The following is a 20,812-nucleotide window of genomic DNA, read 5'->3' on the forward strand; positions in this document are numbered from 1 at the left end:
GGAGGCACCCCATGGCGCTCCAGCGCCTCGACAACGTCGCCGTCGTCGTCGACGACCTCGACGCGGCCATCGCGTTCTTCGCCGAGCTCGGGATGGAGCTCGAGGACCGGATGACGATCGAGGGGAGGTGGGCCGAGCGCGTCGTGGGGCTCGACGGCCTGCGGTCGGAGATCGCGATGATGCGCGTCCCCGACGGCCCAGGGCGCCTCGAACTGACGCGGTACCACGCGCCCGCACCGCTCGACCTCGGCCTGGGCACGGCACCGCCCAACGTGCTGGGCCTGCACCGGGTGATGTTCGCCGTCGACGACATCGACGACACGGTGCGGCGCCTCGGGCCGCACGGCGGGGAGGTGATGGGAGAGATCGTCCAGTACGAGGACGTCTACCGGCTCTGCTACCTGCGCGGGCCGGGCGGGATCATCGTCGGGATCGCCGAGCAGCTCGGATGAGCGCGGCTGCCTAGGAGGCGGCCGCCGTCTCGCCGCGCAGGATCGACGTCATCTTCTTGCCGCGCGCTACCTCGTCGACGAGCTTGTCGAGGTAGCGGATCTTCTGCATGAGCGGGTCCTCGATGTCCTCCACGCGGACGCCGCAGATCACCCCGGTGATGAGCGCGGCGTTCGGGTTCCACGCGGGCGCCCGGTCGAAGAACTCCTCGAGCGTGACCTCGTCCGCGATCACCTGCGCCAGGCCGGCGTCGTCGTAGCCGGTGAGCCAGCCGATGACCTGGTCGAGCTCGCCCGTCGAGTGCCCCTTGCGCTCCACCTTGGTCACGTAGAGCGGGTAGATGCTCGCGAAGCTCATCCCGAAGATCCGGTGTCCCGCCATGGGTGTCCTCCTCCTGCGCGGCCGAGCCCGTCGCCGCGCCGGCTCAGCGCGAGCGGCCGTCCGGCACGGACCACGCTACCGCGCGGGTCAGGCGGGTCGGGCCGCGACCATCCCGTGCGACGCCTCGAGCCGGTCCACGAGCAGCGTGCCCGCCGCGACCAGCGGCACGAGCACGAGGTTGCCCAGCAGCATGGTGCGCAGGAACGGCAGGCCCGCGACGTAGCTCGCGACGAGCCCGTCGACACCCGCCGGGTACCAGACGCCGCGGCCCTGGAGCCAGACGCCGAAGTTGGTCCACGCGAAGAACCAGAGCGAGCCCGCGACGCCGAACGCCGCGCCCGCGCCCACGCGCCGCCAGCCGGTCGTGTTCCGCGCGAGCAGCGAGCCCAGCCCGACGACGAGCCAGGCGCTCCACGTGAACAGCGCAATCGCGGTGTTGCCGAGCACGACGTCCGACACGACCGTCACTGCCAGCGGCACGACGAACGCCCAGCGCGAGCGCAGCAGGAGCGTCGCGGCGAACGTGGCGGCGGTGACGAGCTCGAGGTTCGGCGGCGCGCCGAGGTCGGCGCGCACGAGCCGCCACACGACAGCAAGTGCCGCCAGCGCCACGACCAGCGCCGGGCGCCACCAGCGCAGCGCCACGCTCGACGAGCGCGTCACGAGGTGAACGTCTCGAGCTTCCACGTGATCTCGTCCCCGTCCGTCGTCTCGAGGGATCCTGCTCCCACGGTAGCCATCTCGCCGTTGACGTACAGCGCCCAGAACTCGCTGTCCGGGTCCGCCGCGACGCCGTCGATCGCCGTGACGAACGCGTTCTCGCCCTCGCCGGTCACCTGGGCGGACGGGTCGGCCTCGAGCAGCAGGTCGAGCGCGGTCGTGCCGGCGCGGCCCTCGTAGGAGAACTCCGGGGCGTCGTCGGTGTCGCCGGACTCGTCGTCGGACGCCTCGTCCGTCGCGTCGTCGGCGGGCGCGCTCGTCTCCTCGCTCGCGGTCGACGTGGAGGTCGACGACGTGGCGTCGGCGCCGGGCTCGTCGGTGGACGAGCACCCGGCCAGCAGGCCCGCGGTGAGCAGGACGGCGGTCAGGGCGGTGAGCGAGCGCGCGGGGGTGTCGCGGAATGTTCGGAGAGTCACGACGCCAGCGTACGGAGCGCCCGCCATCGCGCGCCCGGGCGACCGCCTGTCGGACGACGCTCCGTCACCCGATCTCCTCTCCCGCGAGGGCCTTGGCGGCGAGCCGCTCCTCCTCGCTGACGTCCCAGACCTCGTAGGCGGAGTGGAACGCGAGGAGGATGATCCCGCACCCGAGCACGAGGTCCGGCCAGCCGGACCCGGTCCACGCTGTCACGAGGCCCATCGCGATGACGGCGACGTTCACCAGGACGTCGTTGCGCGCCGAGAGGAACGCGGCCCGGCTGAGCGAGCCGCCGTGGTGCCGCACGCGCACCAGGAGCCACGCGCACACGCCGTTGACGACGATCGCCCCGAGCGAGGCGAGGACGAGCGGCACGACCTGGGGCGCCGTCGGGTCGCCGAAGCGCTGCACGGCCTCCCAGGCCGCGAAGAGGGCGGGGCCGAGGATGAGCAGCGCCATGACCTTGCCCAGCACGGCGCGCCGCGCGAGGGGGAAGCCCAGCGCGACGGCGATGAGCAGGTTGATCGCCGTGTCCTCGAGGAAGTCCACGCTGTCGGCGAGCAGCGACACCGACCCCGCTGCGAGCGCGACGGACAGCTCGACGACGAAGTACGCCAGGTTGAGCGCAGCGACGACCAGGACGACGCGCCGCAGCCGGCGCGCGACGTCAGCCTCGTCGGGCCGGCGCGCGTCCTGGCCGGTGGTCACCGTCAGACGTCGATGCGGGCGTGGTCCAGCTCGGCCGCCCCCGCGACGATGAACTCCTTGCGCGGCGCGACGTCGCTGCCCATGAGCAGCTCGAACACGCGCTCCGCCGCCTCGGCGTGCTCGGCCGTGACGCGGCGCAGCGTGCGGTGGCGCGGGTCCATCGTCGTCTCGGCGAGCTGGTCGGCGTCCATCTCCCCCAGGCCCTTGTACCGCTGGATGTCGTCCTTGTAGCGGCGCCCGGCCCGGTCCAGCTTCTTGAGGGTCGCGGCGAGCTCGGCCTCGGAGTACGTGTAGATGTACTCGTTCTTGCGGCGGCCGGCGCCGATGACCTCGATGCGGTGCAGCGGCGGCACGGCCGCGAACACGCGGCCGGCCTCCACGAGCGGCTTCATGTACCGGTAGAAGAGCGTGAGCAGCAGCGTGCGGATGTGGGCGCCGTCGACGTCGGCGTCCGTCATGAGCACGATCTTGCCGTAGCGCGCGGCCTCCAGGTCGAACGAGCGCCCGGACCCGGCGCCGAGCACCTGGATGATCGCGGTGCACTCGGCGTTGCGGAGCATGTCGCTCACGGACGCCTTCTGCACGTTGAGGATCTTGCCGCGGATGGGCAGGAGCGCCTGGAAGTCGGAGCTGCGCGCGAGGCGCGCGGTGCCGAGCGCGCTGTCGCCCTCGACGATGAACAGCTCGCTGCGCTCGACGTCGTCGCTGCGGCAGTCGACGAGCTTGGCCGGCAGGGAGGACGTCTCGAGCGCGTTCTTGCGGCGCGAGATCTCCTTCTGCTTGCGCGCGGTGATGCGCGCGCGCATCTCCGCCACGACCTTGTCGAGCAGCAGCGCGGCCTGCGTCTTCTCGTCGCGCTTGGTCGACGTGAGGAGCGCGTTGAGCTCCTTCTCCACCACGCGCGACACGATGCCGCGCACGGGCGCGGTGCCGAGGACCTCCTTGGTCTGGCCCTCGAACTGCGGCTCCGCGAGGCGGACGGTCACGACGGCGGTCAGGCCCGCGAGGACGTCGTCCTTCTCGATGCGCTCGGAGGCGTCCTTGGTCGAGACCTTGAGGCGGCGCGCGTTCGTCTCGACGGACTTGCGCAGCACCTTGAGCAGGCCCTGCTCGAACCCGCCGAGGTGGGAGCCGCCCTTGGGCGTGGCGATGATGTTGACGAAGCTGCGGACCTCGGTCTCGTACCCCGTGCCCCAGCGCAGCGCGACGTCGACCTCGCAGTCGCGCTCCACGGCCTGCGGCGTCATGTGGCCGCGGTCGTCGAGCACCGGGACGGTCTCCGTGAACGACCCCGAGCCCGTGAGGTGCCACGTCGCGGTGACGGGGGTGTCCGGCGCGAGGAAGTCGACGAAGTCGACCGACCCGCCCGTGTGGACGAACGTCTCCTCGTGCGGCCCCGACTCCCCCGGCGTGCCGGGTACGCCGCGCTCGTCGCGCACGGTGATCTTGAGGCCGGGGACGAGGAACGTCGTCTGGCGCACGCGCGTGACGAGCTCGTCGTAGGAGAAGACGGCGGTCTTGAGGAAGATCTGGCGGTCCGCCCAGTAGCGCACGCGCGTGCCGGTGACACCGCGCTTCGTCTTCCCGACGACCGCGAGCTCGGAACCCGACACGAACGGCTCGAACGGGGCGTCCGGCGTCGGGCCCGCCTTCGGGTCCGTGAAGATTCCGGGCTCGCCGCGGTGGAACGTCATGCGGTGCGTCTTGCCACCGCGGTCGACCTCGACGTCCAGGCGCGAGGACAGAGCGTTCACGACGGAGGCCCCGACGCCGTGGAGGCCGCCCGACGCGGTGTACGAGCCGCCGCCGAACTTGCCGCCCGCGTGCAGCTTGGTGAAGACGACCTCGACGCCGGACAGGCCGGTCTTGGGCTCGATGTCCACGGGGATGCCGCGACCGTCGTCCTCGACCGTCACGGACGAGTCGGCGTGCAGCACGACGAGGATCTTGGAGCAGTTCCCGGCGAGCGCCTCGTCGACGGAGTTGTCGATGATCTCCCACAGGCAGTGCATGAGGCCGCGCGAGTCGGTGGTCCCGATGTACATGCCGGGGCGCTTGCGCACGGCCTCGAGACCCTCGAGCACGGACAGGTGCCGAGCGGTGTAGCTGGACTCAGCGGAGGTGGTCGTCACGGCCGCAAGCCTAGACGAGCGCGCCCACACGGTTGCGCTCCCCCGCCGCGGGCCCCGGCTCCTGCCCCCGGCACGGACGCGACGCTGACCCAGCACAGGCCCCCGGCGCTTCGCGGGTAGCGAACCGGGGGCCCGCGGGGGACGAATCCTCAGGAGCGGATGGTTTGATATTCATGTGACTGCTACGACGACCACCACCGAACCGCTGACCGCGGCCGACCGCTGCGACCGCTGCGGGGCCCAGGCGTACGTCCGCGTGGTCCTGCCGAGCGGTGAGCTGCTGTTCTGCGGCCACCACGCGCGGGCGCACGCCGACGCCTACACCGACCTCGCGACGTCCATCCAGGACGAGACCGACAAGCTGCACGCGGAGCACGGCGCGCGCTGACGCGCCGCTCGCACCGCCTGGCTCACCCACCTCGCCGCGAGCGGGAGCATTCGGGGGGCCACGAGGACCGGTTCCACCGCCCGGTCCGGCGGCCGACAGACGACACGACGAAGGCCCCGAGGAGATCTCCTCGGGGCCTTCGTGCGTCTCGACGCTTCTCGCCGTGGGGCGGCCGGGCCGTAGCGGGCCGGGCCGCCCGAGGGCGGGACGTCAGTCGAGGTAGTCGCGCAGGACCTGCGAGCGGCTCGGGTGCCGCAGCTTCGACATGGTCTTCGACTCGATCTGCCGGATGCGCTCGCGCGTCACGCCGTAGACCTTGCCGATCTCGTCGAGCGTCTTGGGCTGCCCGTCGGACAGGCCGAACCGCATCGAGACGACGCCCGCCTCGCGCTCGCTCAGGGTGTCGAGCACCTGGTGGAGCTGCTCCTGGAGGAGCGTGAAGCTCACCGCGTCGGCGGGGACGATCGCCTCGGAGTCCTCGATGAGGTCGCCGAACTCGCTGTCGCCGTCCTCGCCCAGGGGCGTATGCAGCGAGATGGGCTCGCGGCCGTACTTCTGGACCTCGACGACCTTCTCCGGGGTCATGTCGAGCTCCTTGGCGAGCTCCTCGGGCGTGGGCTCCCGACCCAGGTCCTGGAGCATCTGGCGCTGCACGCGCGCGAGCTTGTTGATGACCTCGACCATGTGCACCGGGATACGGATGGTGCGCGCCTGGTCCGCCATCGCGCGCGTGATCGCCTGGCGGATCCACCACGTCGCGTACGTCGAGAACTTGTAGCCCTTGGTGTAGTCGAACTTCTCGACCGCACGGATCAGACCGAGGTTGCCCTCCTGGATCAGGTCCAGGAACAGCATGCCGCGACCCGTGTACCGCTTGGCCAGGGACACCACCAGACGCAGGTTCGCCTCGAGCAGGTGGTTCTTCGCCCGCTTGCCGTCGTGCGCGATCCACTGGAGCTCACGCTTGAGCTTGCGGTCCAGGTCGTCGCCCTCGGCCGCGAGCTTCTCCTCCGCGAACAGGCCGGCCTCGATGCGCTTCGCGAGCTCGACCTCCTGCTCCGCGTTCAGGAGCGCGACCTTGCCGATCTGCTTGAGGTAGTCCTTGACCGGGTCGGCCGTCGCACCGGCGGTCACGACCTGCTGGACCGGCGCGTCGTCCTCGTCGGCGTCCGACACGACGAAGCCCGTCTCCTCGGGCTCCTCGGCCGCGGCACCGGCGGCGGGCTTCTTCGCGCCCGAGTCCGCGGCCGCGTCCTCCTCGTCCTCGGTCACGTCGATCTCGAGGTCCTCGACCTCGACCTCGGCGTCGTCCTCGTCGTCGTCCTTCTTCTTGGCGCGCGCGGGCGTCGCCTTCCCCTTGGCCGGGGCCTTCGTCGCGGTCTTGCGCGCGGCGGGCTTCGCGGGTCCGGTGGACGGCGCGGCCTCGGCGGCGTCGCCCTCGGCCGCCGGGGCGGCCTTGGTGGTGGTCGTCGCGCGACGCGTCGTCGACGACGTCGACTTCGCCGCGGCGGGCTTGGTGCGCGCCGTCGTCGTGCTGCGCGGCGACGCCGCCGCGGCGACCTTCGTCGTGGTCGGGATGTCGACCTCGACGCCGGCGCCTGCGAGCGCACGGAAGACCGCCTTCAGCCGCTTGGCGTCGTTGACGGCGGCCTGCTCGCACGCGGTGCGGAAGCTCTCGGCGTCGACGCGACCGTTCGCGCTGCCGCGCCGCAGGAGCTCCTGCAGGGCGGGGTGCTCGAACTCTCGCGGGAGTGCGGAAATCGGGGTTGAGGGCGCCACAAACCGACCTTTCGGCAATCATGGGGGGCGGTAGGGCCGCCGGAGCGGGGACGGGAACCGTGAAGTGCGGGCTTCTCGTGGACTCTCACGGTGAGTCGTCGGGCTCTAGCGGATACCTATATTGTACCGGCGATCCGTGCACCGGACGCCGCGACACGGGGTGAGGTCGGACCTGACCGCCGCTCGGCGGTCCCGCACACCACGTCTCGGCGACGTTCGACACCGGGTCCTGGCCTGTACAACGGCCCGGCACCCGCGAAGATTCCCTGCTCAGGCCCCCGCGGGGCGCTCGGGCTTGACGGCCAGCACCGGGCAGGGCGCGTCGAGCAGGATGCGCTGCGCGTTCGACCCGAGGATGAGCTTGCCGACCGGGCTGCGGCGGCGCAGGCCGATGACGATGAGGTCCGCCGAGGCGCGCTCGGCCGCGCTCACGAGGTCGTCGGCGAGGTCGGACGTCCCCTGCTCGCGCCGCAGCGTCGTCCCGGTCCCCTCGAGCCGCTCCTCGACCCGGCGCAGGTCGTCCTCGTGCGCGGCGGCGAGCTCGGGCGTCGACGTCGAGCCCTCCGTGACCACGACCACGAGCTCGGTGCCGCGCCGGACCGCCTCGGTGGCCGCGCTGTCGAGAGCCTCGCGACCCTCAGGCGTGCTCAGGTGCGCGACGACGACGCTCATGTGTCCTCCGGAACGGCTCGTGGGCGCGGCCGGCCGCGGGCGGCGACCGCAGGTCGTGTGCGGTCGAACCTACCCGAACCCGCGCGCCGCGGCTCACACGTCGGCGCGGATCCACCCCGGCGGCACACCGGCGTCGAGCGCGCTCGACAGCAGGAGGGCGAGCCGGTACGTCGGGTCCTCCGCGAGCGCCTCGTCGAGCCGACGTCCCGCCCGGCCGCCGTCGCCGTGCCACCAGGCGACGAGCGCGAGGAGGGTGAGCGCCGGCGCGGTGCTCCCGCGCGGGGCGTGGGCCACGACCGCCTCGAGCACGGTACGCGCCGGTCCCGTGACGGCCGGGTCGGGCGCCAGCCCCGCTGCCGGGTCGACGATCGACGCGATCGCGCGTGCCGTCCCGGCGTCGACGTCGCCGCCGCGCACCGTGCGGTCCGCGAGGTCGCCCGTCCCGGGCACGAGCGAGACGAGCACGGCGTCGCGCACCGGGACCGCCTCGAGCCCGGCCGCGAGCCGGCCCAGGACCGTGGCCGGAGGCAGTCCCGCCGCGGTCCGCGCGTCGGGTGCCCGGCCCCCCGCGCGGTCCCGCTCGTGCTGGGACACGCGGGCGACCACGGCGCGCCACTCGGCCAGGTTCGTGACACGGCGGGCGACGGCGGCGTCGGGGTCGGTCCAGGCGTCGGTCGGGCCGCCTCCGCGGGCGCGGTCCCGTACCCGCCGCGCGGCACGCGCCGCACGCCGCCGCTCGTCGGCGCCCGCGCGCGGGATCCGCAGCGCCTCCTCCCGCGAGTCCGCGAGCGCCGCCCCGGCGAGGACCATGTGCGCGCCCACCTCGCTCGACTCGAGCTCGCGCAACGGGCGCCCGCCCGGTGGGCAGCACTCGTCCTCGGTGCAGTCGAGCGCGTACCAGCCGCTCGGCGCCACGACCCAGACGTCCACCGGGCCGTGGTGCGGCTCGACGGCCTCGCGGCAGTGCTCGACGGCGGCCCTCGCGACGGCGGTCTCGACGCCGCCCGACCGCAGCGGGGCATCCGTGTAGACGACGAGGACGACGCGTTCCGCGCCGTCCGCGGCGAGGTGCCCGACGACGGACCGCGCGAGCTGTGGGCCGTGCTCGAGGTCGGCGACGTCTGCCGTGTCGACCCGGACGACGAGGCCGATCCGACCGCGCGGCGGGCGCAGCCCGACGAGGACGACGCTGTCCTGCGGCCGGTAGCCGAGCCGGTAGGGGACGTAGGCGAGGAGCTCGCGCGGGCCCTGGGCCCGGATCAGGGTGGTCATGGGCCCATCCCAGCCCGTCCGGGGGCCGCGCGGGGAGATCGGGCGGACGCCTGTGGACTCCCCGCGTCCGGCGCCGCCCCGGGACGCGCCCTGTGGTCCACCCCCGGGACCGGTGGTGGCTCGCGGACGCCCGGGTGACTACGGTGTGCGCGTGCCACCACGAACCCGATCCCGCGCGCGGCGAGCGGACCGGTCCGCCCGGCCTGCCGCCGTCGTCCTCGTCGTGGCGCTGCTCGGCACGACGCTCTCGGGCTGCCGGGCCGACCCGGACGACGTCCAGGGGGCTGCCGGGCCCCGCGGCACGCAGGAGTCCCCCGCGGCGGAGGCGGCCGGAGTCCCGGGCACGCCGCTGCCCGACTACGACGCCGCGTCGGCGGTCGGCGACCTCGTGGAGGGCTTCCCGGCGGAGCTCGTCACGGTCCCCCCGGGCGCCCAGGTGCTCGCGAGCTCGGCCCGGCCGACCGAGGACGGCACGCTCGTCGACGTCACCCTCAACCTGCGCTCGGACGAGCCCGTCGACGCCCTCACCGCCTACTACACCGACGCGCTCGGCGCCGCCGGGTTCGAGGTGTCGCCCTCGAGCGTCCCGAGCGCGCTCACCTCCCTCACGACGTTCGTCCGGACACCGGCCGCCGACTCCCCCACCGAGTCGCTGGCCGTCGGCGTGTTCGACGACGAGACCGAGCGCCTGGTGACGATCAGCGGGCAGGTCGCGGCCGGTTGACGGGGTCCGACCGTGGTACGACGCCTTCGACGCGCCGCACCGCATAGGCTTCCACCGTGCCGAACCCGTCGCTGCCGACCACGCCCCCGCCTCCCGGCCCGGCGACGCCCCCAGGCGTCACCGACCCGAGCCCGAGCGCGCTCGTCGACCGGGAGGGCGTGCGCGCCGGGGTCGACGAGGCCCTGCACGTCTCGACCGCCGCGCTGCGCGACGAGCTCTCCTCCACGCACCCTGACGCGGACCCGCTCGCCGACGCGACGGACGAGCTGCTCGCCGGGGGCAAGCGCCTGCGCGCCGCCTTCTGCTACTGGTCCTGGCGTGCGCACGGCGGCGACCCGGACGGCCCGCACCGCGCGGTCGTGCTCCGCGCGGGTGCGGCGCTCGAGCTGTTCCAGGCCGCAGCGCTCTTCCACGACGACGTCATGGACGCCTCCGACACGCGGCGCGGGCACCCGACCGCGCACCGCGCCTTCGGGGCGCGGCACCGCGCGCTCGGCTGGTCGGGCGACGCCGACAGGTACGGCGAGAACACGGCGATCCTGCTCGGCGACCTCGCGCTCATCGCGAGCCACCGCGAGCTCGGCGACGCGCTCGACGCCCTCCCCGCCGACGTCGCGACCCGGTCGCGCGTCGTGTTCGGGCGCATGCAGACCGAGGTGATCGTCGGGCAGTACCTCGACGTGCAGGCGCAGGTGCTGCCCTGGGGCGAGGACCCCGCGGCCGACGAGGAGCGAGCGCGGGCCGTGATCCGGTCGAAGTCGGCGCGCTACAGCGTCGAGCACCCCATCGCGCTGGGCGCGGCGCTCGCCGGGGCGGACGAGGCCGCGGTCGCCGCGACGAGCGCGTTCGGGCTCCCCGTGGGCGAGGCGTTCCAGCTCCGCGACGACGTGCTCGGCGTGTTCGGGGACGCGCGTGTCACCGGCAAGCCCGCGGGCGACGACCTGCGCGAGGGCAAGCGCACGGTGCTCGTCGTGCGCGCGCTCGCTGCGGCGACGCCCGCGCAGCGCGACCTCCTGCTCACGCACCTGGGCGATCCCGACCTCGACGCGCGCACGGTCGAGGACCTGCGCGCCGTGCTCGTGGAGACCGGCGCGCGCGACGCCGTCGAGTCGCTCATCGCCGAGCTCACCGACCGCGCGTCGGCGGCCCTCGCCGGTGCCGGGCTCGCCGAGCCCGGGGCCGCGATGCTCGGGCTGCTCGCGCGGGCCGCTGTCGAGCGCACCGCCTGACGCGGGTCGTCCGAGCAGGTCGGTCGAGCGCGTCAGAGCTCGGACTGCGCAGCGCGGCGCACGCGCGCCTTGTGGCCGCTCACGAGCGTGTCGAACGGGGGCTCGCCCAGCTCGTCGTTCGGGCTGAACAGCCACTCGAGGATCTCGGCGTCGTCGAAGCCGGCGTCGGTGAGCACGACGATCGTGCCCTGGAGGCTCGACAGGACGCCCACGCGGCCGCTCCCGTCCGGGCGACCGGCGTTCGCCGGATCGACCAGGTGCAGCGGCACGAGGAACCGGGCCGGGATCTGGAACGTCGTCCGCTCGCCCCGCTTGACGCCGACGACGCGGCGCTCCTGGACGATCCGGCGCACCTTGCCGACGTCGGTGCCGAGCGCCTCGGCGACGTCGGGGAGGGTCAGCCACTCGCCGACCAGGTCGTCGAGGGTCGGGCGGGGGCTGGGGTCACGGTCGGTCACCGGGCAAGCCTACGGCGTGCCTCCACACGACACCCACGCCGTGCGCGCCCGTGCTCACCGGATCGCGACGCCCGGCCACCTAGACTCTCCCCGTGGCCACCGTGACGACCGATCCCCTCGTCGGCCGCCTGGTCGACGGGCGGTACGAGGTCGTCTCGCGCATCGCGCGAGGCGGCATGGCGACGGTCTACCTGGCCGTCGACCGGCGGCTCGAGCGCGAGGTCGCGCTCAAGGTCATGCACGCCCACCTCGCCGAGGGCGCGTCGGGCGCCGACTTCGTCTCGCGCTTCCGTCGTGAGGCGCGCGCGGCGGCCCGCCTCACGCACCCCGGTCTCGTCGCCGTGTACGACCAGGGGCTCGACGGCGACACGAGCTACCTCACGATGGAGTACGTGGCGGGCTCGAACCTGCGCCGCGCGATGCTCACCGAGCGCACGCTGCCGCTCGGTCGCACGCTCGACGTGCTCGAGGACGTCCTCGACGCGCTCGCCGCGGCGCACCGCGCCGGGCTCGTGCACCGCGACATCAAGCCGGAGAACGTGCTCCTCGACACGGAGGGCCGGCTCAAGGTCACCGACTTCGGGCTCGCGCGCGCGGTCAACGAGGTCACGGCGACGACGACCGGCACCATCCTCGGGACCGTCGCCTACCTCTCCCCCGAGCTCATCGCGACGGGCGCGTGCGACGCGCGGACCGACGTCTACGCCGTGGGGATCCTCGCCTACGAGATGCTGCTGGGCACGGTCCCGCACACCGGCACGACGCCCATCCAGGTCGCGTTCCAGCACGTCAACAACGACGTGCCGCCGCCCTCGGACGTCGCCCCGTGGATCCCCCCGGAGGTCGACGACCTGCTGTGCGCGCTCGCCGCGCGCGACCCCGCCGACCGCCCGGCCGACGCCGGCGCCGCCCTCGCGCTCGTCCGCTCGGTCCGCGCGGAGCTCGACCCGGCCGACCTCGAGCGGCGCGTCGACCCGCCCGCGGCTGCGGGCGTCGTCGACCCCGCCCAGGGCACGGAGCCCGGCTCGACGGCGGAGCACCGTCCGGCGGCGACCGCGCCCCTCGCCGCGCTCAGCCTCCAGGACCGTGAGGCCGCCGGTCTCACGGAGCCGCTCGCCGTGGGGCACGTCGTCGCCCCGACGACGCGACCGGGCCCGCCGCCGCCTCCGGCTCCCCCGGCCACGGCCCGACGCCGCGGTCGGGGGCGTGCCCTCGTGTGGTCGCTGGTCGTCCTGCTCGTCCTGGCGGGCGTCGGTGGCGGCGCGGCCTGGTGGTTCTCGTCCGGGCCGGGCGCGTACACGCAGGTCCCCGACGGCCTCGTCGAGGTGTCCCGGACCGAGGCCACAGCGATCCTCGACGGCGCGAACCTCGACCACACGGTCGAGGAGCGCTACGACGACACCGTGCCCGAGGGCGCCGTCGTCGAGACCGACCCCCCGTCCGGCGAGCCGGTGCGCAAGGACGGGAGCGTCCAGCTCGTCGTCTCGAAGGGCGTGCGGATGCTCACGGTGCCGACCGGCCTCGTGGGCGCCACGCAGGCGGACGCCACCTCGGCGCTCGAGGGCGCGGACCTGACGGTCGGTGATCCCGTCGCGAAGGCGCACGACGAGGTCCCGGCAGGCCAGGTCATGGCCGTCACGGACGGCGACGGCAAGCCGATCGAGGAGGGCGCCACGGTCCGGCACGACGTCCCCGTCGTGCTCACGGTCTCGTCCGGCCCGGCGCCCGTCGTCGTCCCGCAGGTGACGGGCTCCCAGAAGGACGCCGCGGTCACGGCCCTGGAGGACCAGGGCCTCGTGCCCGCGGTGACCGAGGAGTACTCCGAGACCGTCGCCGCGGGTCTCGTGATCCGCCAGGACCCCGAGCAGGGCAGCGACGCGCACCGGACGGACACGGTGAACGTCGTCGTGTCGCTCGGCCCGCCGCTCGTCGAGGTGCCCGACACCTACGGCACCAACGTCAAGGCCGCCGAGAAGGCCCTGCGCGACGCGGGCTTCGAGGTCGAGGTCCGCCACCCGCAGGGCATCAGCCCGCTCAACATCGTCTACGCCCAGGACCCGCCGGGCGGCGACGGCCGCACCGCGCCCAAGGGCTCGACGATCGTCATCAACGTCTTCTGACGCCTCAGCGGCCGTCAGCGGCCGTCAGCGGCCGTCAGCGGCCGTCAGCGACGCAGCATCTCCGCGACCTGGAACGCCATCTCCAGCGACTGCTGGTGGTTGAGGCGCGGGTCGACCAGGGTCTCGTAGCGCAGGGCCAGGCCCGCGTCGTCGATCTCCTCGCTGCCGCCCAGCACCTCGGTGACGTCGTCGCCCGTGAGCTCGACGTGCAGCCCGCCCGGGACGGTGCCCGCGGCACGGTGCACCTCGAAGAACCCGCGGACCTCGTCGAGCACGTCGTCGAAGCGGCGCGTCTTGTAGCCGCTCGCGGACGTGATGGTGTTGCCGTGCATCGGGTCGGTGACCCACGTGACGGGCACGCCGGCCCGGGACACGGCCTCGACGAGCGGCGGCAGCGCGTCGCGGACGTTCCCCGCGCCCATGCGCGTGACGAACGTGAGGCGACCCTCGACGTCGTCGGGGTTGAGCCGGCGCGCGAGCTCGAGCGCGACCTCGGGCGTCGTGGTCGGCCCGAGCTTGACGCCGATGGGGTTGGCGACGCGCGACAGGAAGTCGACGTGCGCGCCGTCGAGCTGACGCGTGCGCTCGCCGATCCACAGGAAGTGCGCCGACGTGTCGTAGGCGTCGCCCGTGCGTGTGTCGCGGCGCGTGAGCGCGCGCTCGTAGTCCAGGACGAGGGCCTCGTGGCTGACGAAGAACTCGACGGTGCGCAGGGCGTCGAAGTCGGCGCCGCACGCGTCCATGAACCGGATCGCGCGGTCGATCTCGGACGCCGTCTGCTCGTAGCGCGCGTAGGCGGGGTTGCGCATGAAGCCGCGGTTCCACTCGTGGACCTGGCGCAGGTCGGCGAACCCGCCGGTCGTGAAGGCACGCACGACGTTCCACGTGGCCGACGAGATCTGGTACGCCTGGACGAGGCGCTCCGGGTCGGGCACGCGCGCCTCGGGCGTGAACGCGTGACCGTTGATCATGTCGCCGCGGTACGCGGGCAGCGTCACGCCGTCACGCGTTTCCGAGTCGGAGCTGCGCGGCTTGGCGTACTGCCCGGCCATCCGGCCCATCTTCACGACCGGCATGCTCGCGCCGTGCGTGAGGATGACCGCCATCTGGAGGATGGTGCGGATCTTGTTGCGGATGCGGTCGGCGTTCGCCTCGGCGAACGTCTCGGCGCAGTCGCCCCCCTGGAGGAGGAACGCCTCGCCCCGCCCGGCCGCGGCCAGGCGGGAGCGCAGCGTGTCGGCCGCGGCGGGCACCACGAGCGGCGCGGAGGCCGCGAGCCGGTCCCGGACGGCGTCGAGCGCCGCCTCGTCCGGCCACGTCGGCTGCTGGAGCGCGACGAGCGTGCGGAAGTGGTCGAGCCCGGCGTCGGTCCCCGGCTCGCTCGTGGTGGTCATCCCGTTGCCCGGATCAGTGCGCGGCGGGTGCCGCGGCGACGAGCGGCTGGCCGATGCCCTCGAGGAGCTCGCCGAACCACTGCTGCGTGACGTCGAACGCCTTGCCGCCGGCGATGCGCGGGAACTCGATCGCGCGCAGGCGGTCGCCGTTCTCCTCGTCGTGCCCGATGACGCCGGACTCGCCGCGCAGCGCGCACTCGACCGCGAGGTCGGTCATCGACTTGATGAGGCGCAGGTCCTCGGCGTTCGCGGCCGCGGCGCGCGAGAAGTAGCCGGACTTCTGGACCATGACCTTCTCGGCGCCCAGCTTGTCGGCGAACTGCTTGGCGAACCACTGGCCGGGGTTGACGGTGTCGAGCTTCACGTGGCCGAACGGGTCGCGCTGGACCTCCTCGCCGGCCGCCTCGAGCTGGGCGACGATCTCGTGCATGCCGGCGCCCTCGGACAGGAAGATGTTGACGTTCCCCTGCTCGTCCATGATCGCCTTGAGACGCTCGGCCTCGGCGTCGATGTCGAGCGCGAGCTCCGGCAGGAAGACGGCGTGCACGTCCCAGCGCTCGCGCGACAGGCCGAGGGCCGGGGCCCACTCCTGCGCGTCGAGCCACTTGCGGTACTCGGCCGCCGACGCGGCGGTGAGCCACCCGCAGTGGCGGCCCATGACCTCGTGCACGATGAGCATGCGCGGGCCCGAGCGGTGCTCGCCGATGACGTTCGCCGCGAAGCCCGCGGCCTCCTCGGCCGCGGTCCACGCGCCGAGCGACTGACGGATCGGGATCACGTCGTTGTCGATCGTCTTCGGCAGGCCCACGACGGTGAGCTCGTAGCCGTTGTCGTGCAGGTAGGCGGCGAGGTCGGCCGCGGTGGTGTTGGTGTCGTCGCCACCGATGGTGTGCAGGACGTCGACGCCGTCGGCCTTGAGCTGCTCGGCCGCGACCTGGAGCGGGTCCTGGCCCTCCTCGACGAGGCCGCGCTTGACGCAGTCGGCCGCGTTCGTCAGCTTGACGCGCGAGTTGCCGATCGGCGACCCGCCGAAGCGGTGCAGGATGCCGGCCTGCTTGCGACCCTCCTCGTCCACCACGATCTTCGTGCCGGTCAGCAGGCCGTGGTAGCCGTACTGGTAGGCGATGATCTCGATCTCCGGGTCGAGCTCCGTGTACCGCTCGATGAGACCCCCGACGGCGGAGGACAGGCACGGGGCGAAACCGCCCGCGGTGAGGAGGGCGACGCGACGAACCGACATGTGAACTCAGAACCTCTCGTAGGACGGATCCTGGCCGGACGGACGCGGTCCGGCGGGGGTGGCGGCGACGGCGGCGGGCACGTGCCCCGCGAGGGGCACCACGAGCACTGCGCGACCGGCCGTCGCTCAGTCTACTGACGTCGTGCCGGGCTCCGGCGGCGGTTCCGGGACCTGGACGTCGGGGGCCGGGCGGCCGCCGGGCGCCCCGCCCGCCTCCTCGGACTCGGTGTGACCCGCGGCGAGCCGCGCCTTGGCCGTCGCGGCGTAGATGTCGACGTACTCCTGGCCGGACAGCCGCATGATCGCGTACTGGATCTCGTCCGCGACGGCGCGCAGGATGAAGCGGTCGTTCTCCATGCCGCGGTACCGCGAGAAGTCGAGCGGCTCGCCGACGACGACCCCGATGCGCATGGGCTTGGGGATGACCTTGCCGATCGGCTGGGCGATGTTCGTGCCCACCATCGCGACCGGCACCACGGGCGCGCCCGACTCGAGCGCGAGGCGCGCGACGCCCGTCTTGCCGCGGTACAGCCGCCCGTCCGGGCTGCGCGTGCCCTCGGGGTAGATGCCGAACAGGTCGCCCTCGCGCAGGACGCGCAGCCCGGTCTCGAGCGCGGCCTCGCTCGCCTTGCCTCCGGCCCGGTCGACGGGGATCGTGCCGACGCCGCGCATGAACCCGGCCGTCAGGCGCCCCTTGACCCCCGTGCCCGTGAAGTAGTCGGACTTGCCGAGGAACTGGACCTTGCGGTCGAGGACGAGCGGAAGGATGAAGGAGTCGATGACCGCGAGGTGGTTGCTCGCGAGGATCGCGCCCCCCTCGTCCGGCACGTGCTCGACGCCCCGCGTCCAGGGACGGTACAGGACCCGCAGGATCGGGCCGACCATCACCTGCTTCATGAACCAGTAGAACAACGTTCCTCCTCGCGGGGTCCCGGCGCGGGACGTGCATCCGACTCTAGAGTGATTCCTATGGCCGCACCGAACGCCCAGCCGGACTCCCCGCAGCCCGACGACGCACCCGACCCCACGCCCGACGACGCGTCGCGGGGCCCCGAGCATCCCGGTCCCGACGACGAGGGTGCCCGGCAGGACGACGCGCCGCGCGAGCCGGCGCTCGACGTCGACGCGCAGTGGGCCGGCATCGTGGCCGAGCTCGCCGACCTGTCCGACCTCGACCGAGACGCCGCGCGCGACCCCGAGGCCGCTCCGGGCGGCACCGAGGGCCCCTCCCCCGCGCCGCGCGACGGCCGCGACGTGCTCGGGTCCGTGCCGGTCGCGCCGTGGGTCCGCACCAGCGGTCCCCGCGACTGGCCGACGACGCCGGAGGTCGAGGACCTCGAGGAGGCGGAGAGCCACTTCGTGCCCCCGGACCCGCCGCTCGTGCTCGGCCGCGACCCGCTCCTCACCATGGCGTGGGCCCTGGTCGTCGGCGTGCCGATCCTGCTGCTGGTCGTGCTCGTCGTGGTGCGCCCGTACCCGGTGATCGTCGCGCAGGTGGGCGGCGGGGCGTTCCTCGCCGGGCTAGCGATCCTGCTGTGGCGCATGCCCCACCGCCGCGACGACGACGACGGGGGCCCGGGCGCCGTCGTCTGACGCCCGGGCCTCGCCCGCACCCGGTCGCGCCGCCCCGTCGGCCGGTCGTCGGCGGTCAGCGGCGCGCGAGGTCCGCCGCGCCGACGATCCCGGCCTCGTTGCCGTGCTCGGCGAGCTCGATCCGCGCCTCGGGACGGTGCCCGCGCGCGGAGAGCTGGTCCGCGAACGCGCGGCGCACCGGCTGGAGCAGCAGGTCGCCGGCCGCGCCGACGCCGCCACCGATGACGATGAGCTCCGGGTCGAGCAGCGCGGTGACCGAGGCCGCGCCCTCGCCGATCCAGCGGCCGAGGGTCGCGAGCAGCTCGACCGCGAGGTCGTCGCCCTCCTGGGCGGCCTGCGTGATCTGGGGGCCGTTGAGCTTGTCCGGGTCACCGCCGCAGATCTCCAGGAGGCGCGTCGCGCGGTCCGGCTGGGCGATGAGCGCGTTCTGCCCGTCGCGCACCAGGGCGCGCCCGGACGCATACTGCTCCCAGCAGCCCTCGTGGCCGCAGCCGCAGTAGTGCCCGCCCGGGACGACGCGCACGTGCCCCACCTCGGCCGCGACGCCCCACTTGCCGCGCACGAGCTCGCGGTCGACGACGATCGCGCCGCCCAGGCCCGTCCCGACCGTCAGCATGAGCATGTCGGTCACGTCGCGGCCGACACCGAACTGGAACTCCGCCCAGCCCGCCGCGTTCGCGTCGTTCTCGACGACGATCGACACGTCGGTGTCCCCGATGAGCTCGCGCACGTTCCTCGCGAGGGGGTACTCGCGCCACGCGATGTTCGGGGCGAAGAGCACCGACGTGCGGTCGGGGCTGACGAAGCCGGCCGCGGCCAGACCCATCGCGCCCACCTCGTGCTCGGCGGTCAGCTCGGCATACACGTCGGCGATGGCACGGTCGATGCTCGCGACGTCGTCGGGCTCGGTGTCGCGGCGCGTCTGGACGAGGATCTCGCCCTTCTCGTCGACGACCCCGGCCGCGATCTTCGTCCCGCCGATGTCCACACCGATGGCGTGCATGTCCCGTCCTCACTCGCTCGGTAACCGCTGACTAACCGCTGGCTGGAAGCCTCACGCTGCGGGTGCTGCCCGCGCACGGGCGACGCACGACGACGGCTCGCGACCCCGCGCCCGGGTCGTCCTGCCGGAACTCCGCGCCCGCGCGAAACGTTGCGCAAGCAGCGCACAGCACCTGAAGCCTACCGACATCGACAGGTCCCGGGCACACACCGCCACTGGGTAGGGTTCTCCCACCGTCGACTACTGCCACTGGAGCCAGAATGGACGAGATCAGCGCCCCACGGATCGTCGAAGTCGATCCCTCGAAGAACCTCAACGACCTGCTCGCGAGCCGCGTCGCGGCCGACCCGGCCGCGCCGATGGTCGAGCGCCGCGCCGGCAACGACGGCGCGTGGCAGCCGCTCAGCGCCCGCGAGTTCGACGCCGACGTCGTCGCCGTGGCGAAGGGCCTCGTGGCGCGCGGCATCCAGCCGGGCGACCACGTGGGCATCATGTCGCGCACGCGCTACGAGTGGACGCTCATGGACTGGGCCACGTGGGCGGCCGGTGCCGTGCCCGTGCCGCTCTACGAGACCTCCAGCGCCGAGCAGGTGCAGTGGATCCTCTCGGACGCCGACGTCCGGCTCCTCGTCGTCGAGACCGAGGCGCACGCGGCGACCGTCGGCGAGGTGCGCGACCAGGTCCCTGCGCTGGCCGACGTCCTCGCGATCGACTCGGGCGCGATCGCGACCCTGACGGCCGACGGCGCCGACGTGGAGGACGCCGAGATCGCGCGCCGGCGCGGCCTCGCGAACCTCGCCGACGTGGCGACGATCATCTACACGTCCGGCACGACGGGGCGTCCCAAGGGCGCGGAGCTCACGCACGAGAACTTCTACTCGCTCACGGTCAACGCGGTCGCCGCGGTGCCGGAGGTGTTCGGCGAGCCGGGCGGCCGCACGCTGCTCTTCATGCCGCTCGCGCACGTGTTCGCGCGCTTCATCGGCGTGCTCGTCGTCGCCGGCGGGACGGTGCTGGGCCACACGCCCGACACGAAGACCCTGCTCGACGACCTCGGCACCTTCAAGCCGACGTACATCCTCTCGGTGCCGCGCGTGTTCGAGAAGGTCTACAACTCGTCCGAGCAGAAGGCCGCGGCGGGCGGCAAGCTGAAGATCTTCCACTGGGCCGCGGCCACGGCGATCGCGTACTCGCGCGCGCTGGACGAGCCGTCCGGCCCCGGCGTCGGGCTGCGCCTGCAGCACAAGGTCGCCGACGCGCTCGTGTTCAAGAAGCTCCGCCACGCGCTCGGCGGTCGCGCCAAGTACGCGGTCTCCGGCGGCGCGCCGCTCGGCGAGCGTCTGGGGCACTTCTACCGGGGTATCGGCGTGCGCATCCTCGAGGGCTACGGGCTCACCGAGTCCACGGCACCGACGAGCGTCAACCGGCCCGCGACCACGAAGATCGGGACCGTCGGCGAGCAGCTCCCGGGCTGCGGGGCGCGCATCGCCGAGGACGGCGAGATCCTGCTCAAGGGCGACCACATCTTCCGCGGCTACCACAACAACGAGCAGGCCACGGCCGACGCGTTCGTCGACGGCTGGTTCCGCACGGGCGACCTCGGCTCGCTCGACGACGACGGGTTCCTGCGCATCACCGGGCGCAAGAAGGAGATCATCGTGACCGCGGGCGGCAAGAACGTCGCACCCGCTGTCCTCGAGGACCGCATCCGCGCCCACGCGCTGGTCTCCCAGTGCGTCGTCGTCGGCGACCAGAAGCCGTTCATCGGGGCGCTCGTCACGCTCGACCCCGAGGGGCTGCCGGGCTGGGCGAGCATGCACGGCAAGGAGCCGATGTCGATCGAGGAGGCGGCCAAGGACCCCGACGTCCTCGCGGCTCTCGACGCGGCCGTGACGCGCGCCAACCAGGCCGTGTCGCGCGCCGAGTCGATCCGCAAGTTCACCGTGCTCACCACCGACTTCACGGTCGAGAACGGCTACCTCACGCCGTCGCTCAAGGTGAAGCGCGGCGAGGTGCTCAAGGACTTCGCGGCCGACGTCGAGGCGATCTACGTGGACGGTCCCGCCCCGGTCGACTGACGCCCGACGGTCGTCGACGGCACCCGTACGGCCCTCCCCGGCACCCGCCGGGGA

General features: G+C 73.5%; 20 protein-coding genes. 7 read left to right on the forward strand and 13 right to left on the reverse strand.

Going from position 1 to position 20,812, the window contains the following annotated elements:
- Positions 1–11 precede the first annotated feature (11 nt).
- Positions 12–452: a VOC family protein gene (locus tag ACFVN3_RS08005; RefSeq protein ID WP_378232239.1), complete on the forward strand. Its 441-nt coding sequence runs from the start codon at positions 12–14 to the stop codon at positions 450–452.
- Positions 453–462: 10 nt separating this feature from the next.
- Here ACFVN3_RS08005 and ACFVN3_RS08010 read toward each other — a convergent pair whose 3' ends face one another.
- The 5 genes from ACFVN3_RS08010 to ACFVN3_RS08030 form a co-directional block, all read right to left on the reverse strand.
- The gene (locus tag ACFVN3_RS08010) at positions 463–831 is read right to left on the reverse strand and encodes a DUF2200 domain-containing protein (protein WP_378232240.1); all 369 of its coding nucleotides are present in this window, start codon (positions 829–831) and stop codon (positions 463–465) included.
- An 87-nt stretch (positions 832–918) separates the two neighbouring features.
- Positions 919–1,494 carry a DUF6580 family putative transport protein gene (locus tag ACFVN3_RS08015; RefSeq protein ID WP_378232241.1) on the reverse strand — a complete coding sequence of 192 codons (576 nt, stop codon included), beginning with the start codon at positions 1,492–1,494 and terminating at the stop codon, positions 919–921.
- Positions 1,491–1,967 (reverse strand): DUF4430 domain-containing protein, encoded by a 477-nt coding sequence (locus tag ACFVN3_RS08020; protein ID WP_378232243.1) that lies wholly within the window; start codon positions 1,965–1,967, stop codon positions 1,491–1,493. The genes ACFVN3_RS08015 and ACFVN3_RS08020 overlap by 4 nt, the downstream gene beginning before the upstream one ends.
- Before the next feature lie 64 nt (positions 1,968–2,031).
- Positions 2,032–2,676: a cation transporter gene (locus ACFVN3_RS08025; protein ID WP_378232244.1), complete on the reverse strand. Its 645-nt coding sequence runs from the start codon at positions 2,674–2,676 to the stop codon at positions 2,032–2,034.
- 2 nt (positions 2,677–2,678) lie between these two features.
- A complete protein-coding gene (locus tag ACFVN3_RS08030; protein ID WP_378232245.1) occupies positions 2,679–4,808 on the reverse strand; it encodes a type IIA DNA topoisomerase subunit B in 2,130 nt (709 codons plus the stop codon).
- 175 nt (positions 4,809–4,983) lie between these two features.
- On the opposite strand from ACFVN3_RS08030, the gene ACFVN3_RS08035 reads away from it, so the two are divergent.
- Entirely contained in the window at positions 4,984–5,196 is a 213-nt protein-coding gene (locus ACFVN3_RS08035) for a hypothetical protein (RefSeq protein WP_378232246.1), read from the forward strand.
- A gap of 210 nt (positions 5,197–5,406) precedes the next feature.
- Here the strand turns inward: ACFVN3_RS08035 and ACFVN3_RS08040 are convergent, their stop codons facing one another.
- The 3 genes from ACFVN3_RS08040 to ACFVN3_RS08050 all read right to left on the reverse strand — a co-directional run bounded on the left by ACFVN3_RS08040 (position 5,407) and on the right by ACFVN3_RS08050 (position 8,919).
- On the reverse strand, positions 5,407–6,975 hold the full coding sequence (locus ACFVN3_RS08040) for an RNA polymerase sigma factor (RefSeq protein WP_378232248.1): 1,569 nt from the start codon (positions 6,973–6,975) through the stop codon (positions 5,407–5,409).
- A gap of 270 nt (positions 6,976–7,245) precedes the next feature.
- The gene (locus tag ACFVN3_RS08045; RefSeq protein ID WP_378232249.1) at positions 7,246–7,647 is read right to left on the reverse strand and encodes a universal stress protein; all 402 of its coding nucleotides are present in this window, start codon (positions 7,645–7,647) and stop codon (positions 7,246–7,248) included.
- Positions 7,648–7,740: 93 nt separating this feature from the next.
- Complete coding sequence (locus ACFVN3_RS08050) at positions 7,741–8,919, reverse strand: DUF4192 domain-containing protein (RefSeq protein WP_378232250.1); 1,179 nt, start codon at positions 8,917–8,919, stop codon at positions 7,741–7,743.
- A gap of 151 nt (positions 8,920–9,070) precedes the next feature.
- Here ACFVN3_RS08050 and ACFVN3_RS08055 point away from each other — a divergent pair, with 151 nt between their 5' ends.
- Entirely contained in the window at positions 9,071–9,643 is a 573-nt protein-coding gene (locus ACFVN3_RS08055) for a hypothetical protein (RefSeq protein ID WP_378232251.1), read from the forward strand.
- Between the two features lie 56 nt (positions 9,644–9,699).
- The gene (locus ACFVN3_RS08060) at positions 9,700–10,872 is read left to right on the forward strand and encodes a polyprenyl synthetase family protein (protein WP_378232252.1); all 1,173 of its coding nucleotides are present in this window, start codon (positions 9,700–9,702) and stop codon (positions 10,870–10,872) included.
- Between the two features lie 32 nt (positions 10,873–10,904).
- Here ACFVN3_RS08060 and ACFVN3_RS08065 read toward each other — a convergent pair whose 3' ends face one another.
- Entirely contained in the window at positions 10,905–11,330 is a 426-nt protein-coding gene (locus tag ACFVN3_RS08065) for an Rv2175c family DNA-binding protein (protein ID WP_378232253.1), read from the reverse strand.
- Positions 11,331–11,422: 92 nt separating this feature from the next.
- Between ACFVN3_RS08065 and pknB the strand changes: the two genes are divergently transcribed.
- Positions 11,423–13,450: a Stk1 family PASTA domain-containing Ser/Thr kinase gene (gene pknB / locus ACFVN3_RS08070; protein WP_378232254.1), complete on the forward strand. Its 2,028-nt coding sequence runs from the start codon at positions 11,423–11,425 to the stop codon at positions 13,448–13,450.
- A gap of 44 nt (positions 13,451–13,494) precedes the next feature.
- Here pknB and ACFVN3_RS08075 read toward each other — a convergent pair whose 3' ends face one another.
- From ACFVN3_RS08075 to ACFVN3_RS08085, 3 genes are all read right to left on the reverse strand, one after another.
- Positions 13,495–14,844 carry a class II 3-deoxy-7-phosphoheptulonate synthase gene (locus tag ACFVN3_RS08075; protein WP_378232255.1) on the reverse strand — a complete coding sequence of 450 codons (1,350 nt, stop codon included), beginning with the start codon at positions 14,842–14,844 and terminating at the stop codon, positions 13,495–13,497.
- 13 nt (positions 14,845–14,857) lie between these two features.
- Positions 14,858–16,084 carry a pyrophosphate--fructose-6-phosphate 1-phosphotransferase gene (locus ACFVN3_RS08080; RefSeq protein ID WP_378216170.1) on the reverse strand — a complete coding sequence of 409 codons (1,227 nt, stop codon included), beginning with the start codon at positions 16,082–16,084 and terminating at the stop codon, positions 14,858–14,860.
- Positions 16,085–16,210: 126 nt separating this feature from the next.
- Complete coding sequence (locus tag ACFVN3_RS08085; RefSeq protein ID WP_378232257.1) at positions 16,211–16,996, reverse strand: lysophospholipid acyltransferase family protein; 786 nt, start codon at positions 16,994–16,996, stop codon at positions 16,211–16,213.
- Positions 16,997–17,053: 57 nt separating this feature from the next.
- On the opposite strand from ACFVN3_RS08085, the gene ACFVN3_RS08090 reads away from it, so the two are divergent.
- On the forward strand, positions 17,054–17,677 hold the full coding sequence (locus ACFVN3_RS08090) for a hypothetical protein (RefSeq protein WP_378232258.1): 624 nt from the start codon (positions 17,054–17,056) through the stop codon (positions 17,675–17,677).
- A gap of 55 nt (positions 17,678–17,732) precedes the next feature.
- Here ACFVN3_RS08090 and ACFVN3_RS08095 read toward each other — a convergent pair whose 3' ends face one another.
- Entirely contained in the window at positions 17,733–18,680 is a 948-nt protein-coding gene (locus ACFVN3_RS08095; RefSeq protein WP_378232260.1) for an ROK family glucokinase, read from the reverse strand.
- Between the two features lie 260 nt (positions 18,681–18,940).
- Between ACFVN3_RS08095 and ACFVN3_RS08100 the strand changes: the two genes are divergently transcribed.
- Complete coding sequence (locus tag ACFVN3_RS08100; RefSeq protein ID WP_378232261.1) at positions 18,941–20,758, forward strand: AMP-dependent synthetase/ligase; 1,818 nt, start codon at positions 18,941–18,943, stop codon at positions 20,756–20,758.
- Positions 20,759–20,812 lie beyond the last annotated feature (54 nt).

Origin of the sequence: Cellulosimicrobium sp. NPDC057862 (assembly GCF_042797035.1) — a bacterium.
Lineage (GTDB): Bacteria > Actinomycetota > Actinomycetes > Actinomycetales > Cellulomonadaceae > Cellulosimicrobium.